We start from the raw sequence: 15,871 nt of genomic DNA on the forward strand, positions 1-15,871 counted from the left end.
ATGTTGAAACTGCTGATTCTCGATCGGGACGGGGTGATCAACTACGACTCCGACGCTTACATCAAGTCGGTGGCGGAATGGATTCCACTGCCCGGTTCGATCGAGGCCATCGCGCAGTTGAGCAAAGCCGGCTGGACGGTGGCCATCGCCACCAACCAGTCCGGTATCGCCCGCGGCTATTACGACATCGCTACCCTGGACGCCATGCACGCGCGCTTGCGCACGCTGGTGGCGGAGCAGGGGGGTGACGTGGGGCTGGTGGTGTACTGCCCTCACGGGCCGGATGAGGGCTGCGATTGCCGCAAACCCAAGCCTGGCATGTTGAAAACCATTGCAGAACATTACAAGGTGTCCTTGGCTGGGATATGGTTCGTCGGGGACAGCCTCGGTGACCTGGAGGCGGCCAAAGCCGTCGACTCTCAGCCAGTTTTGGTAAAAACCGGGAAAGGCGAAAAGACCCAGGCGAAAAACCTGCCGGTAGGCACCTTGATTTTTGACGATCTGGCGGCGGTTGCCGCAGAACTTATCAACAACTAGCCGCCCTCGACTTCCTGACCAAGGACTGTTCGGGAGTGCGCTTTTAACAGGCGGGCCTTGTCCCGCAACGGTAAATGCCGCCATGTCGATTTTGCAGGCCATCAGAACCTTTTTCTTTTACCTGCTGCTGGGCACCAGTTCGCTTCTCTGGTGCACCCTGAGCTTTTTTATTGCGCCGTTCCTGCCGTTCAAGGCGCGCTATCGCTTTATCAACGTCTATTGGTGCCGCTGCGCGTTGTGGCTGACCAAGGTGTTCCTGAACATTCGTTTCGAGATCAAGGGTGCTGAAAACGTACCGGACCAGCCGTGCGTAATCCTGTCGAACCACCAGAGCACCTGGGAGACTTTCTTCCTCTCGGCTTACTTCTCGCCATTGAGCCAGGTGCTCAAGCGTGAGCTGCTGTACGTGCCGTTCTTCGGCTGGGCCATGGCCATGTTGCGCCCGATCGCTATCGACCGCGACAACCCCAAGGCGGCGCTCAAGCACGTTGCCAAGAAGGGTGATGAGCTGCTCAAGGATGGCGTGTGGGTACTGATCTTTCCGGAAGGTACTCGGGTGCCCTTTGGGACCGTAGGCAAGTTCTCCCGTGGTGGTACGGCATTGGCGGTGAACGCCAATCTGCCGGTGTTGCCGATTGCGCACAACGCCGGCAAGTTCTGGCCGAAGACGGGCTGGGCAAAACGCGAGGGCACTATCACTGTGGTGATTGGCGAGCCAATGTACGCAGAAGGCGAAGGCCCACGTGCCATTGCCGCGCTGAATGAGCGTGCGCAGGCATGGAATGAAGCGCAGCAGCGGGCCATGGGTTCGCTGCCGCCGGAGCCGATTGTGGTGGATACGCCGGTGGTATGAAGATCTGTGGATAACCTGTGTACGGTTTGTTGGCGAATTGGCTTTTTTCATTCATAACAAGCTGATTTCATTACATATTTCCACAGCTCATAAAATAGCGAAAACCGTGCATAAGTTTTTTCTGCATTAAAAAACCGGTCCTTGAGACCGGTTTTTTATGCACAGCAGAAAAGTACGTTTCAGCCGTCGTCCAGCAAGGGCAACTGCAGGCGGAAAGTGGTGCCTTTGCCCACGGTGCTTTCACACCCGATATGGCCTCCATGACGCTCCACGACCGCCTTGACCATGCTCAGTCCCAACCCCAACCCTTCGCTGCCTTGGGCCGAATCAAAGCGCTTGTACTGACTGAACAGCTCAGGCAAATCCTTGGCGGCTATCCCCGGGCCCTGGTCGCTGATCAGGCACTCCAACCAACCTTGCGCACTGCTGTGTCTTAATCGGACGGTGGTACCGGATGCAGAGTATTTGATCGCGTTCTCCAGCACATTGAACAATGCGCGGGTGAGCAGCGATTGATCGGCTGACACCATGCCTTCGTCGGCCTCGTCCAGATCGTGGACCAAGTGAATGCCTTTGAGCTGGGCGATCAGTGCCACTTGGTCAAAGGCATCCATTACCAACATGGCGAACAGCGTAGGCTCGAACTGGTAGCCATCGGCCTCGGCTTTCGCCAGTTGTACAAAAGATTCGGTCAGGCTCAAGGCGCGGCGTACTTGCTGCTCGATCTGGGCAAATATCGGCGACTCACTGTTGTGCACATCCAACAGCGCGAGGATCGCCGAGTGGGGTGCGCGCAAATCGTGGGAGAGAAAGCGCAGCATGGTTTCCCGATGCTGCTGGGCCTCGCGTTCCTTGCTCAAGTCGGTAAGGCTCAGCAACCAACCCAGCGCCACATCCCCTTCGGCCGGTAGCAACGGGGCAAGCTCCATGCGCAGGCTACGTTGGTGAATATCCCTAAACTCAACGAGTTCCAGCGCGGAGAGGGGAGGGCGTACGCCATTGTGGAGCGGCGGGTAACCCAGGTCAGCCAACTGTTCCAGAAGGTTATGGGAGATCAAGTTATTACCGAACACTTCCCGGGCAATGCGGTTGGCCAACAGGATATTGCCTGCGGTATCCGTGATCAGTGTCGCCACCGGCAAGCACTCCAGCCCATCGGCCATAAATCGTCGGGTATCCCGTGTACGGCTCACGGCTTGCTCCAGGGCAAAGATGCGGCCCTGCAAAACGTCACCTTTGCTGGCGGGTGCACGGCGGCGCTCGGGCAAGACTTTGGGCTCGTTATCCAGGCGGGCCAATTCCCAACCGAAGTAGGCCAGGATCACGCTGAGACGCCGCCAATTCCAGATCAGGTAGCTGAGCAGCAAACCGATCCAGCAGGCCGCCGGCGACCACCAGTACCCCATGCGCAATAGCGCCGCTGAGCCGAGCAAGGCCATAAACATTCCCCCCAGGGTCATCCACAGTGCGTAGCGTGGGCGGTAGAGCAGCAGGCCCAGCAGCAACGCTACCAGGGACGTGGCCATCAGCGCGGCCAGCCATCCGGACAGGTCCACAATACTGCGACCTTGCAGCAAGCCATTGAGTACGTTGGCCTGGATCTCCACGCCCGCCGTAGTGCCGGCCATGGGCGAGAGCGGTGTGACAAAGCGATCGCCCATGCCCGAAGCGGTTGCCCCCACCAGAATCAGACGGTCTCGCAGCCGCTCAGGAGGCACTTCACCGCGTAATACGCTGACATAAGACACGCTGGAAAAATGGGTACCGGGGGCAATAAACGGGATACGAACGGCATGCTCCCGGTGCCAGCCCTGGGTAATCGACGCCTGGGACTCCCCTGGCATCTCCGTAGATTGACCGCTCATCACGAAAGCCAGCCACGCTAACTGCAGCGCCGTGGCGTCGGCTGGACCCTCACGCATATACAGGCTGCGGACCACGCCATCGCTATCGGCCTCCACATTGATATGCCCGACGCCCCTGGCGCATTTAAGCAGCGAGAGCATTTGTGCCCCAGGCTGGCTGTAGCTGGCGGAATCGTCGCGTGCCAGGGGCAACAGTACGTTGCCGGCGTTGCACACCGAGTCGGCCAGGCGCTTGTCATTGGCCGGGTCGCCAGGTTCGCTGAAGATCACATCAAACAGGATAGCGGCCGGCTGCGCGGCACTCAGGCGATCGATCAGGTCGGCATGCAGGCTACGCGGCCAGGGCCACTGCCCGAGCTTCTTCAGGCTAGGATCATCAATGGTCACCAGCAGAATTCGTGGATCCACTGGCAGCGGCGTCAAACGTCGAAGGCTGTCGTACAGGGGGTTATTCAAGGCCAGGCCAGGACTCATTGAGAGGTAGGCGGTGATCGGCAACAACAGCAACCCGATCCACAACCACTCACGTACCAGACCGTGGAACAGGCGCTGGGCATGGGTGGGTTGACGTTTTTCGGCCTTGCCCCAAAGCATCATGGGTCAACGCGCCTGTATTGTTGGCGTGCGGTAGAAGATGGCATAGACCCCGGTTTCCCCTCCAGGTGGCGCTCGTCGGAAGCCGACACGCGCACGCGATAGAACGATGCGTTGAGCCCAGTGAAGCTCATTTTCGACGCAGTAGAAAAATTTTCCTGCTTGATCTTCATAACGCTGGGATTCCAAAGAGCCTCCCCTATCAGGGCACCGGAGTTTACGACAGCACACGCGTCGGCTGATCCTTTTCCTTACGGCTTGGAGCCGGTATCTTTCCCACATAGGTATAGAGGACTTTCAATGGCTTAATCGCTTATTGATTCCAGCGTACCTAGAGATCCAAGGGGTCGTCGCATCTGAGCACAATTCTTCAGATTCAATGACTGGCATCTGTGCAGTACGTGCCCTCAATACGACTGCCGTACTCTTCAAAAGAAAGGACCCACCCATGCGTGTCGCAATACTGGATGACGAACCCGCTGAATTGCGACGGGTGGAACAGACACTGCGACAAATCCCCAGCACCGCCGAACAGCCCTGGACCCTGCATTGCTTCGAGCGCGGAGAAGACCTGCTGCGTCAGTTGCGTCGGGAAACCTTTGACCTGCTGATACTCGACTGGCAACTGCCCGATATCACCGGCATCGCATTGCTGCGCTGGACCCGTGAGCACATGGAGTCGCCACCCGCCGTCATCATGCTCACCAGCCGTGATGCCGAAAGCGATATCGTCACCGCATTGAACAGTGGCGCCGACGATTACGTCAGCAAACCCTTTCGCCCTAATGAGCTGAAAGCTCGGGTCACCGCTGTACTTCGGCGGCACGGGCTGCAGAAATCAGCGAGCCCTGAAGTGCAGAGTTTTAATGACCTGACTTTCGACGACGCGGAGTTGACCGTCACGCGCGCAGGCAAACCGATCAACCTCACCGAGCGCGAATACCGCCTGGCGAGCTGCTTGTTTGCCAACCTGGCTCGGCCGCTGTCGCGTGAGTACCTTTATGAACGGTTCTGGACCCATGAAGAAATGGTCTCTTCTCGGCCGTTGGATACGCATATCTATCGGCTGCGCAACAAGCTCGGGCTTACCGCGGATAGAGGTTGGCAGTTGTTGACGATCTATGGGTATGGGTATCGGTTGGAGAGTGTGGCTACAGCTTCTTCTGGATAAAAACCACGATGTTCCACGTGGAGCATTTTGCAGAGCATGATTTACACGCAATAAAAAAGGCCAACGCATAGCGTTGGCCTTTTTTTGGAGGTCGCGCCTGGATCAGAAGTCCAGGTTAGACACTGCCAAGGCATTGCTCTCGATGAAGTCACGGCGAGGTTCGACCGCATCACCCATCAGGGTGTTGAAGATCTGGTCTGCGCCAATGGCGTCTTCGATGGTCACACGCAGCATACGACGCTGGGCTGGGTCCATGGTGGTTTCCCACAGTTGATCGGGGTTCATTTCACCCAGACCTTTGTATCGCTGGATGGTGTGGCGCTTGGTGCTTTCAGCCATCAACCAGTCCAGGGCTTCCTTGAACTCCTTGACCGCTTTCTTACGCTCACCACGTTGAATGTACGCACCGTCGTCCAGCAGGGTGCTCAGTTGCGCGCCGAGGGTCACAACGGTCTTGTAGTCGTTGCTGCCGAAGAAGTCGCGGTTGAAGGTGACGTAGTTCGACAGACCGTGGGAGATCAATTCGACCTCCGGCAGCCAGACGTTACGTTCACGGTCTTCACGCAGGCTCGCTTTGTACACCAGGCCAGACTTCTCGACGGTGCGCAGGCGAACCTCGTACTGGGCCAGCCAATCCTGCATGTGTGCGTGATCGCCCAACTGCTCCAGGCTTACGGACGGCAGGTAGATGAAGTGCTCGGTCAGTTCCTGTGGGTACAGGCGCGACAGGCGCTTAAGAGTCTTCATTACCATGCGGAAGTCGTTAACCAGACGCTCCAGCGCCTCGCCGGAGATTCCCGGGGCTTCATCATTCAAGTGCAGGCTGGCATCTTCCAGGGCCGACTGCGTCATGTACTCTTCCATGGCGTCGTCGTCTTTGATGTATTGCTCTTGCTTGCCTTTCTTCACTTTGTACAACGGCGGCTGGGCGATATAGATGTAGCCACGCTCGATCAGCTCCGGCAACTGACGGAAGAAGAAGGTCAGCAGCAGGGTACGGATGTGCGAACCGTCAACGTCAGCATCGGTCATGATGATGATGTTGTGGTAACGCAGCTTGTCGATGTTGTACTCGTCACGGCCAATACCGCAGCCAAGCGCAGTGATCAAGGTGCCGACTTCCTGGGAGGAAATCATCTTGTCGAAGCGCGCCTTCTCGACGTTGAGGATCTTACCCTTCAACGGCAGGATGGCCTGGGTGCGACGGTTACGACCCTGCTTGGCGGAACCGCCAGCAGAGTCACCTTCCACCAGATACAGTTCGGAGAGGGCGGGGTCCTTCTCCTGGCAGTCAGCCAGCTTGCCAGGCAAGCCGGCGATATCCAGCGCGCCTTTACGGCGGGTCATCTCACGGGCTTTACGCGCCGCTTCACGGGCACGCGCGGCGTCGATCATCTTGCCCACAACCAGCTTGGCTTCGTTCGGGTTTTCCAGCAGGAAGTCCGAGAAGTACTTGCCCATTTCCTGTTCAACGGCGGTCTTCACTTCGGAAGACACCAGCTTGTCTTTGGTCTGGGAGCTGAATTTAGGGTCCGGCACTTTCACCGAGATAATCGCGGTCAGGCCTTCGCGGGCATCGTCACCGGTGGTGGCAACTTTATGCTTCTTCGCCAAGCCTTCGGCTTCGATGTAGGTGTTCAGGTTACGCGTCAGCGCGGAACGGAAACCCACAAGGTGAGTACCGCCGTCACGCTGCGGAATGTTGTTGGTGAAGCACAACAGGTTCTCGTTGAAGCTGTCGTTCCACTGCAGGGCGATTTCCACGCCGATGCCGTCTTCACGCTGGATGTTGAAGTGGAACACCTGGTTAACCGCAGTCTTGTTGGTGTTCAGGTATTCAACAAACGCACGCAAGCCGCCTTCGTATTTGAACAGCTCTTCCTTGCCGCTGCGCTCATCCTTGAGGACGATGCCAACACCGGAGTTGAGGAAGGACAGTTCACGAATCCGCTTGGCGAGGATGTCCCAGCTGAAGTGGATGTTCTTGAAGGTATCAGCCGATGGCTTGAAATGGATCTGGGTACCGGTGCTTTCACTGTCGCCAACGATCTTCATCGGCTCTTGTGGCACACCGTGGACGTAAGTCTGCTCCCAGATCTTGCCACTGCGGCGAACGGTCAGGATCAGCTCTTCGGACAGAGCATTCACCACCGAGACACCCACACCGTGCAAGCCACCGGAGACTTTATAGGAGTTGTCGTCGAACTTACCGCCGGCGTGGAGCACGGTCATGATGACCTCTGCCGCCGAAACGCCTTCTTCTTTGTGCACGTCTACCGGGATGCCACGACCGTTGTCGCGCACGGTGATGGACTCATCCGGATGGATGATGATGCTGATGTCGTCGCAGTGACCGGCCAGAGCTTCGTCGATGGAGTTGTCGACCACCTCGAACACCATGTGGTGCAGACCGCTACCGTCATCAGTGTCGCCAATGTACATACCGGGACGTTTGCGTACGGCATCCAAACCTTTCAGCACTTTAATGCTGGTCGAGTCGTACGTGTTTTCTTCGCTCATGCCTTCACTCCCGATGGTCGTGGGTCTGGGTGATACGGCCTTGTTCCACGTGGAACAAAGCGACTGGCGTTTCCGTCTGCCAGCCTTCCCTCAATAATTCGTGGTCTACACAGGTGATAAACACCTGGCAGCGTAAGTCTTCCAACAAGCGACATAGCGAGCGGCGGTGTTGCTCGTCGAGTTCAGACGGCAAGTCATCCACCAGATAAATACACTGACCACGTCGGGCTTGGCTAACCAGATGGCCCTGGGCGATACGCAACGCGCACACCACCAACTTCTGCTGGCCGCGGGACAATATATCCGCAGCATTGTGTGCGCCTAATCTAAGACGCAAATCAGCCCGTTGGGGGCCGGCCTGGGTATGGCCAATTTGCTGATCCCGCTGCAAGGAGGTGGCGAGCACTGCACTCAGTTCACGCTCTTTGTCCCAGCCACGGTAGTAGCTCAACGTCAGCCCTTCGAGATCCAGTAACTCACTCAAGGTCTGCTCAAAGACTGGTTTCAAGGCTTTGATATAGGCGCGGCGGTATTCATCTATTTCGTCGCTGGCCAGACACAGTTCCCGGTCCCAGGCCGCTTGCGAAGCGGCGTCAAGTGTACCATGCCGCAGCCATGAGTTCCGCTGCCGCAGGGCCTTCTGCAGGCGCTGCCACGTGGCCATGAATCGCGGTTCCACGTGGAACACTCCCCAATCGAGGAACTGTCTGCGGATTTTTGGCGCGCCTTCCAGCAAGCGGAAGCTGTCAGGGTTGATCAGTTGCAATGGCAGGATCTCTGCCAGTTGCGCAGCACTGCGAGCGTTTTGCCCGTCGATGCGAATCTGGAACTCACCGCCGCGATCACGCGAAATCCCCAGGCTACTGTGGCCGCCTTCCGCCAGTTCGACCTGGCCAAATACCGTGCAAGCCAGTTGTTCGTACTGAATCACCGGCAACAAGCGGGCACTGCGAAAGGAACGGGCAAGCCCCAGCAAGTGGATGGCTTCCAGCACGCTGGTTTTGCCACTGCCGTTGGCGCCGTGGAGGATATTGATGCGGGGGGAGGGGGAGAAGGTCACCGGGTGCAGATTGCGCACCGCGGTGACCGAGACGCGACTAAGGGACATCTAGCTTCTGCTGAGCATGATTACAGGCGCATCGGCATAACAACGTAAGCCGAGTCGTCGTTATCGGATTCCTGCACCAGGGCGCTGCTGTTGGAGTCAGACAGGATCAGGCGAACCTGTTCGGTGGTCATCACACCCAGCACGTCCAGCAGATAGCTCACGTTAAAGCCGATTTCCAAAGAGCCGCCGTTGTAATCAACGCCCACTTCTTCTTCTGCTTCTTCCTGCTCCGGGTTATTGGCCTGGATTTTCAACTGACCGTTGGCCAGTTGCAGACGAATACCACGGTACTTTTCGTTGGACAGAATTGCGGTACGGCTGAACGCTTCACGCAGGGCCTGGCGATCACCGATCACCAATTTGTCACCGCCTTTAGGCAGAACGCGCTCGTAATCTGGGAACTTGCCGTCAACCAGCTTCGAGGTGAAGGTGAACTCACCGGTGGTCGCGCGGATATGGTGCTGACCCAGTACGATGCTGACATTGCCATCCGGCTCAGTGAGCAGGCGCGCCAACTCGAGAATACCCTTACGCGGCACAATCACCTGGTGACGATCCGGTTGGCCAATATCGGCACGCATCGAGCACATCGCCAGACGGTGACCGTCGGTGGCTACGGCGCGGATGATGCCTTCGGATACTTCCAGCAGCATGCCGTTGAGGTAGTAACGCACGTCCTGTTGAGCCATGGCGAAGCTGGTGCGCTCAATCAGACGACGCAGTTTGCTTTGCTCCAGGCTGCAGGTCAGCGAGCCTGGGCCCTCTTCCACAGTCGGGAAATCGTTGGCCGGCAACGTAGACAGGGTGAAACGACTGCGACCGGCCTTGACCACCAACTTCTGCTCATCAACCTTAATGTCGATCAGCGCGTCGTTCGGCAGGCTTTTGCAGATGTCCATCAGCTTGCGCGCAGGTACTGTGATCTCGCCAGGTTCAGCGGGCTCTTCCAGTTGCACGCGACCGACCAGCTCGACTTCCAGGTCAGTACCGGTCAGGGACAATTGCTGGCCTTCGACCACCAGCAATACGTTGGAGAGCACCGGCAAGGTCTGTCGGCGCTCGACGACGCCTGCGACCAGTTGCAGGGGTTTCAACAGGGCTTCGCGTTGAATGGTGAAATGCATGGTCTAGTCCCTTGCCTTAATAAGCTGCGCTGGTGTCATCACGTAGTCAGTGTACGCAGCAGGTTCTTGTAGTCCTCGCGAATATCCGCGTCGGATTCCTTAAGTTCGTTGATCTTGCGGCACGCGTGCAAGACCGTAGTGTGGTCACGACCGCCAAACACATCACCGATTTCCGGCAGGCTATGGTTGGTCAACTCCTTGGAGAGCGCCATGGCCACCTGACGAGGACGAGCCACCGAGCGCGAACGGCGCTTGGACAGCAAGTCGGAAATCTTGATCTTGTAGTACTCGGCCACGGTGCGCTGGATGTTATCCACACTCACCAGTTTGTCCTGCAATGCCAGCAAGTCCTTCAGGGATTCGCGAATCAGCTCGATGGTGATGTCGCGGCCCATGAAGTGAGAGTGCGCGATGACACGCTTGAGCGCACCTTCCAACTCACGCACGTTGGAGCGGATGCGTTGTGCGATGAAAAACGCGGCGTCGTGAGGCAGATCGACTTTCGCCTGGTCGGCCTTTTTCATCAGGATCGCAACGCGGGTTTCCAACTCGGGCGGCTCTACCGCAACGGTCAGGCCCCAACCGAAGCGCGACTTCAAGCGTTCTTCCAGGCCTTCGATTTCCTTCGGGTAACGGTCACTGGTCAGGATGACCTGTTGGCCGCCTTCGAGCAGGGCGTTGAAGGTGTGGAAAAACTCTTCCTGGGAACGCTCCTTGCGCGCGAAGAATTGGATGTCATCGATCAGCAATGCATCAACGGAGCGGTAGAACCGCTTGAACTCGTTGATTGCATTGAGCTGCAGGGCCTTGACCATGTCAGCGACGAAGCGCTCCGAGTGCAGGTACACGACCTTGGCATTCGGGTTCTTCTTTAAAAGGTGGTTACCCACAGCGTGCATCAAGTGGGTCTTACCCAAGCCAACGCCACCATAAAGGAAAAGCGGGTTGTAACCATGCTTGGGGTTATCGGCAACCTGCCAGGCGGCCGCGCGGGCCAACTGGTTGGATTTACCTTCGACGAAGTTCTCAAAGGTGAATGTGCGGTTCAGGTAGCTGGTGTGCTTGAGCGCACCTTCGACCTGCACCGTACGCTGCTCGGCGCGAACCGGAGCCTGCTGGGAACTGGCGCCCGCCATCGGATCGAAGCTGTCGCGGGACGGCTCTTCATTAATAGGCGCGTTTTTCTGCGACGAGGATTTCGAAGGCGTCTGGGCAACCGGTGCCGGCGAGTTATTAACAGGCGCCGCCGCGGCCTGTGCCTGCGAGACGCTTGCCGCCAGCGGGGCATTCGGTGCTGCACGAGGTGCCGAGCTGCGTTTGCTACCTATTAATAAGGAGAGCACGGGCGCGAGGCCATTGCCATGTTCATCGAGCAATTCGAGAACGCGGCTCAGGTACTTCTCGTTGACCCAGTCCAGAACAAAACGATTGGGTGCGTAGACGCGCAACTCGTCGCCTTCGGCTTCGACCTGTAGCGGGCGGATCCAGGTGTTGAATTGCTGGGCAGGCAGCTCATCGCGCAAAAGCTCCACGCACTGCTGCCAAAGTTCCACTGACACGGATATCCCCTAAGTTGAAAGCCGGTGAGGCAAAAACAGCCGCCATTGTAGCGGCCAACCGCCCACTTATCCACATGTAGGTCGCTCAGTGGCCACCCAAAATCAACGTCTTATCGCTGAAAAAGGCGACCAGCGGTCTGTGCATAAGCTCTGTGGATAAGCGCCCCTGAGCTCGTTGCACAAGTGGGGTCGAAAGTCTGTGGGTAACTGGCCTGTGGATAACATGCCATTCCACACACAGCTTATCCGACAGCGCAGCACAGGCAGAGCACCGTTTCTCCCCCGTGTTGTCATTCTCTGTACAGCACGTGGAATATGGCCTTAAGGCAGTTATCCACAGAGGATGGCCTGCCTAGCTTTTATAAGCTTTACAGAAAAGCTTTAAATAACTTCCTTCTTTATTTTTATATCTATGGCATTGCTCATGGAAGCAGAACGGAAAGAAAAGGTCTGGAGGCCCGTAAAGATCTAATTGAAGGAAAAGCTGGTTGGAAATTGACCTAGAGGCTTGCTTTCTCTAGAATCGCCGGTCTCTTAAAACGGGGGCCATTCCGGCCCGTTGTGGACGAACCAGGTAACAACGCCATGAAACGTACTTTCCAACCAAGCACCATCAAACGCGCCCGTACCCACGGCTTCCGTGCTCGCATGGCTACCAAGAACGGCCGTGCTGTCCTGTCGCGTCGCCGCGCCAAAGGTCGTGCGCGTCTGGCAGTTTGATAATCCGGTACTGGTGGTGAGTCAGGACTTCAGTCGGGAAAAGCGTCTGCTAACCCCCCGGCACTTCAAGGCAGTCTTTGACTCCCCCACCGGCAAGGTTCCGGGGAAAAATCTCCTGCTCCTTGCGCGTAACAACGATCTTGATCACCCCCGTCTCGGGTTGGTGATCGGCAAGAAGAGCGTAAAGCTCTCCGTTGAGCGCAATCGCCTCAAGCGTCTGATGCGCGAATCGTTTCGCCTCCACCAGGACACACTGGTTGGTTGGGATATTGTTATCGTCGCGCGCAAAGGCTTGGGGGATGTAGAAAACCCCGAATTGATTCAGCATTTCGGCAAGCTCTGGAAACGTCTGGCGCGTACCAACAAACCAGCACCAGCAGTCAGCACCGAAACTGTAGGGGTAGACAGCACCGATGCGTAAACTGGCGCTCGTTCCGATCCAGTTTTATCGCTATGCCATTAGTCCTCTGATGGCCAGCCACTGTCGTTTCTACCCCAGTTGTTCCTGCTACGCGTTAGAGGCCATAGAAAATCATGGTCTTCTGCGCGGTGGCTGGCTGACCTTTCGTCGTTTAGGTCGCTGTCATCCGTGGAATCCCGGTGGTTATGACCCGGTTCCACCTATCCCTACCTCCCGTTCTTCTTCGATGGCCGAGTAATCATGGATATTAAACGCACGATCCTGATCGTCGCCCTGGCAATCGTGTCCTACGTCATGGTCCTTAAGTGGAACCAGGACTACGGCCAAGCTGCCCTGCCGACTCAGAATGTTGCTGCCAATGCTGTTCCAGCGGGGCTTCCCGACACAGTAAGTGGCACCAATACTGCCGCCAGTGATGACATTCCACGCGCAGCGGGCGAAACAAACGCACCTGCCGAAGTTGCAGTCGCCGCAAGCACCGATCTCATCCAGATCAAGACGGATGTATTGGACCTGGCTATCGACCCGCAAGGTGGCGATGTTGCCAAACTGACACTTCCGCTGTATCCGCGTCGTCAGGATCACCCGGAAATTCCATTCCAGTTGTTCGATAACGGTGGCGAACGTGTTTACCAGGCACAAAGTGGCCTGATCGGCACCAACGGCCCTGATGCGAGCCCAACCGGTCGTCCGATTTTCTCTGCGGAGAAGAAGAACTATCAACTGGCAGATGGCCAGGACCAACTGGTCGTAGATTTGAAGTTCAGCAAGGACGGCGTCAACTACATCAAGCGCTTCACCCTCAAGCGCGGCCTGTACGACATCGTTGTCACCTATTTGATCGACAACCAGAGCGCTCAGCCTTGGACCGGTGCAATGTTTGCGCAGCTCAAGCGTGACGCCAGCTCCGATCCATCGTCCAGTACTGCGACCGGCACCGCGACTTACCTGGGCGCTGCCCTGTGGACAAGTTCGGAGCCGTACAAAAAAGTGTCCATGAAGGACATGGATAAAGTCGCCGAAGACAAAACCAAGGCACCGATCACCTATAACGTGAACGGTGGTTGGGTAGCCTGGCTGCAACACTACTTTGTGACTGCTTGGATTCCTCAGCCTGGCCAGAACAATGCAGTACTGGCGCGCAAGGACAGCAAAGGTAACTACATCATCGGCTATACCGGCCCGGCGATGACCGTCGCTCCAGGTGCCAAGGCCGAAACCAGCGCTACCCTGTACGCAGGCCCGAAAAGCCAGGCCGTGCTGAAAGAGTTATCCCCAGGTCTGGAACTGACTGTGGATTACGGCATCCTGTGGTTCATTGCCCAGCCGATCTTCTGGTTGCTGCAACATATCCACAGCATCGTCGGCAACTGGGGCTTCTCGATCATCTTCCTGACGATGTTGATCAAGGGGATCTTCTTCCCACTGTCGGCCGCCAGCTACAAGTCGATGGCGCGCATGCGTGCCGTGGCCCCTAAACTGGCCGCGCTGAAAGAACAACATGGCGATGACCGGCAGAAAATGTCGCAGGCCATGATGGAGCTGTACAAGAAAGAGAAGATCAACCCGCTGGGTGGATGCTTGCCGATTCTGGTGCAGATGCCGGTATTCCTGTCGCTTTACTGGGTACTCCTGGAAAGCGTGGAAATGCGCCAGGCACCGTTCATGCTGTGGATAACTGACCTGTCGATCAAAGACCCGTTCTTTATCCTGCCGATCATCATGGGCGCAACCATGTTTATCCAGCAGCGCCTGAACCCGACACCGCCGGATCCGATGCAGGCCAAAGTGATGAAAATGATGCCAATCATCTTCACCTTCTTCTTCCTGTGGTTCCCTGCTGGTCTGGTTCTGTACTGGGTGGTCAACAACGTGTTGTCGATCTCTCAACAGTGGTACATCACGCGTAAAATCGAAGCGGCTACCAAAAAAGCCGAGGCGTAATTTACCCTGTGGATAACCACTCAAGACGCCCCCTAGTGGGGCGTTTTGCTTTCCGTCACTTTTATTCTGGAACCTGCTGATGAGCGCTCCTCGTGAAACCATCGCTGCTGTCGCTACCGCCCAGGGTCGTGGCGGTGTCGGTATCGTTCGAATTTCCGGGCCGCTCGCCGGCATTGCTGCAAAGGCCATCAGCGGGAGAGAGTTGAAGCCGCGCTATGCCCATTACGGCCCGTTCCTGGGCTCTGATGAAGAAGTGTTGGACGAAGGCCTGGCCCTGTACTTCCCTGGACCAAACTCCTTCACGGGTGAAGACGTGCTGGAGTTGCAGGGGCATGGCGGCCCAATCGTTCTGGATATGTTGCTGCAGCGCTGCCTGCAATTGGGTTGCCGCCTGGCTCGCCCTGGAGAATTCAGTGAGCGGGCATTCCTTAACGACAAGCTCGACCTGGCACAGGCTGAAGCAATTGCCGATTTGATCGAGGCCAGTTCTGCACAAGCTGCACGTAATGCACTGCGCTCGCTACAGGGCGCTTTTTCCCTGCGTGTGCATAACTTGACCGAGCAGTTGATAAGCCTGCGCATCTACGTCGAGGCCGCGATTGATTTTCCAGAAGAAGAAATCGACTTCCTCGCCGATGGCCATGTCCTGACGATGCTGGATAAAGTCCGCGATGAATTATCCACAGTCCTGCGCGAAGCCGGGCAGGGCGCGTTATTGCGCGACGGCATGACAGTGGTGATCGCTGGGCGCCCCAATGCCGGCAAATCCAGCCTGCTCAATGCGCTGGCGGGGCGTGAAGCAGCCATTGTCACCGAGATCGCCGGCACCACCCGGGATATCCTGCGCGAACATATCCACATCGATGGCATGCCGTTGCACGTCGTCGACACCGCCGGTTTACGCGATACCGATGACCAGGTGGAAAAGATCGGCGTGGAACGCGCGCTCAAAGCCATCGGCGAAGCGGACCGGGTACTGCTGGTGGTGGACGCCACCGCGCCGGAGGCTGTGGATCCTTTTGCATTGTGGCCGGAATTCCTCGAACAACGGCCGGACCCGGCCAAAGTCACCTTGATTCGTAACAAAGCCGACCTGACGGGTGAGGCCATTGCGATGGAAACCAGCGCTGATGGCCACGTCACTATCAGCCTGAGCGCGAAGTCTGCGGGTGAGGGCCTGGAATTGCTGCGCGAGCATCTCAAGGCCTGCATGGGTTACGAGCAGACGTCGGAAAGCAGCTTCAGTGCACGTCGCAGGCACCTGGAGGCGCTGCGCCATGCAAGCGCGGCATTGGAGCACGGCCGGGCGCAGTTGACCTTGGCGGGGGCGGGGGAGCTGCTGGCTGAGGATCTTCGCCAGGCGCAGCAGCTGTTGGGAGAAATCACCGGGGCATTCAGCTCCGATGATTTGTTGGGACGGATCTTCTCCAGCTTCTGTATCGGCAAGTAGGAGCT

General features: G+C 57.2%; 13 protein-coding genes. 8 read left to right on the top strand and 5 right to left on the bottom strand.

Annotated features, from left to right (window positions below; genetic code table 11):
- Together gmhB and AD670_RS00565 are read left to right on the top strand one after the other, a co-directional pair.
- Window positions 1-537, top strand: coding sequence for a D-glycero-beta-D-manno-heptose 1,7-bisphosphate 7-phosphatase (gene gmhB, locus AD670_RS00560; RefSeq protein WP_172681429.1), 537 nt, complete (start codon window positions 1-3; stop codon window positions 535-537).
- 82 nt (window positions 538-619) lie between these two features.
- Window positions 620-1,390, top strand: a complete 771-nt coding sequence (locus AD670_RS00565; protein ID WP_053127428.1) for a 1-acyl-sn-glycerol-3-phosphate acyltransferase — start codon at window positions 620-622, stop codon at window positions 1,388-1,390.
- 179 nt (window positions 1,391-1,569) lie between these two features.
- Here the strand turns inward: AD670_RS00565 and AD670_RS00570 are convergent, their stop codons facing one another.
- Window positions 1,570-3,852, bottom strand: coding sequence for a CHASE2 domain-containing protein (locus AD670_RS00570; RefSeq protein ID WP_053127430.1), 2,283 nt, complete (start codon window positions 3,850-3,852; stop codon window positions 1,570-1,572).
- Between the two features lie 445 nt (window positions 3,853-4,297).
- Between AD670_RS00570 and AD670_RS00575 the strand changes: the two genes are divergently transcribed.
- Complete coding sequence (locus AD670_RS00575) at window positions 4,298-5,020, top strand: response regulator transcription factor (protein WP_053127432.1); 723 nt, start codon at window positions 4,298-4,300, stop codon at window positions 5,018-5,020.
- A gap of 102 nt (window positions 5,021-5,122) precedes the next feature.
- Here the strand turns inward: AD670_RS00575 and gyrB are convergent, their stop codons facing one another.
- The 4 genes from gyrB to dnaA are packed head-to-tail and all read right to left on the bottom strand — an operon-like array spanning window position 5,123 to window position 11,331.
- A complete protein-coding gene (gyrB, locus tag AD670_RS00580) occupies window positions 5,123-7,540 on the bottom strand; it encodes a DNA topoisomerase (ATP-hydrolyzing) subunit B (protein WP_053127434.1) in 2,418 nt (805 codons plus the stop codon).
- Window positions 7,541-7,544: 4 nt separating this feature from the next.
- On the bottom strand, window positions 7,545-8,648 hold the full coding sequence (recF, locus tag AD670_RS00585; RefSeq protein WP_003187251.1) for a DNA replication/repair protein RecF: 1,104 nt from the start codon (window positions 8,646-8,648) through the stop codon (window positions 7,545-7,547).
- Between the two features lie 20 nt (window positions 8,649-8,668).
- The gene (gene dnaN, locus AD670_RS00590) at window positions 8,669-9,772 is read right to left on the bottom strand and encodes a DNA polymerase III subunit beta (RefSeq protein WP_005783345.1); all 1,104 of its coding nucleotides are present in this window, start codon (window positions 9,770-9,772) and stop codon (window positions 8,669-8,671) included.
- 38 nt (window positions 9,773-9,810) lie between these two features.
- A complete protein-coding gene (gene dnaA, locus AD670_RS00595; protein ID WP_053127436.1) occupies window positions 9,811-11,331 on the bottom strand; it encodes a chromosomal replication initiator protein DnaA in 1,521 nt (506 codons plus the stop codon).
- 585 nt (window positions 11,332-11,916) lie between these two features.
- Between dnaA and rpmH the strand changes: the two genes are divergently transcribed.
- The 5 genes from rpmH to mnmE all read left to right on the top strand — a co-directional run bounded on the left by rpmH (window position 11,917) and on the right by mnmE (window position 15,866).
- Window positions 11,917-12,051: a 50S ribosomal protein L34 gene (gene rpmH / locus AD670_RS30410; protein WP_003213577.1), complete on the top strand. Its 135-nt coding sequence runs from the start codon at window positions 11,917-11,919 to the stop codon at window positions 12,049-12,051.
- A gap of 16 nt (window positions 12,052-12,067) precedes the next feature.
- Complete coding sequence (rnpA, locus tag AD670_RS00600; protein ID WP_053128141.1) at window positions 12,068-12,472, top strand: ribonuclease P protein component; 405 nt, start codon at window positions 12,068-12,070, stop codon at window positions 12,470-12,472.
- Window positions 12,465-12,710, top strand: coding sequence for a membrane protein insertion efficiency factor YidD (gene yidD, locus AD670_RS30415; RefSeq protein ID WP_010207715.1), 246 nt, complete (start codon window positions 12,465-12,467; stop codon window positions 12,708-12,710). Before rnpA ends, yidD begins: the two co-directional genes overlap by 8 nt.
- Before the next feature lie 2 nt (window positions 12,711-12,712).
- The gene (gene yidC, locus AD670_RS00605) at window positions 12,713-14,416 is read left to right on the top strand and encodes a membrane protein insertase YidC (protein WP_053127438.1); all 1,704 of its coding nucleotides are present in this window, start codon (window positions 12,713-12,715) and stop codon (window positions 14,414-14,416) included.
- 79 nt (window positions 14,417-14,495) lie between these two features.
- The gene (gene mnmE, locus AD670_RS00610; RefSeq protein ID WP_053127440.1) at window positions 14,496-15,866 is read left to right on the top strand and encodes a tRNA uridine-5-carboxymethylaminomethyl(34) synthesis GTPase MnmE; all 1,371 of its coding nucleotides are present in this window, start codon (window positions 14,496-14,498) and stop codon (window positions 15,864-15,866) included.
- The last annotated feature ends 5 nt before the right edge of the window (window positions 15,867-15,871 follow it).

It is taken from the genome of Pseudomonas sp. MIACH (assembly GCF_001269925.1).
Taxonomy (GTDB): Bacteria; Pseudomonadota; Gammaproteobacteria; order Pseudomonadales; family Pseudomonadaceae; genus Aquipseudomonas.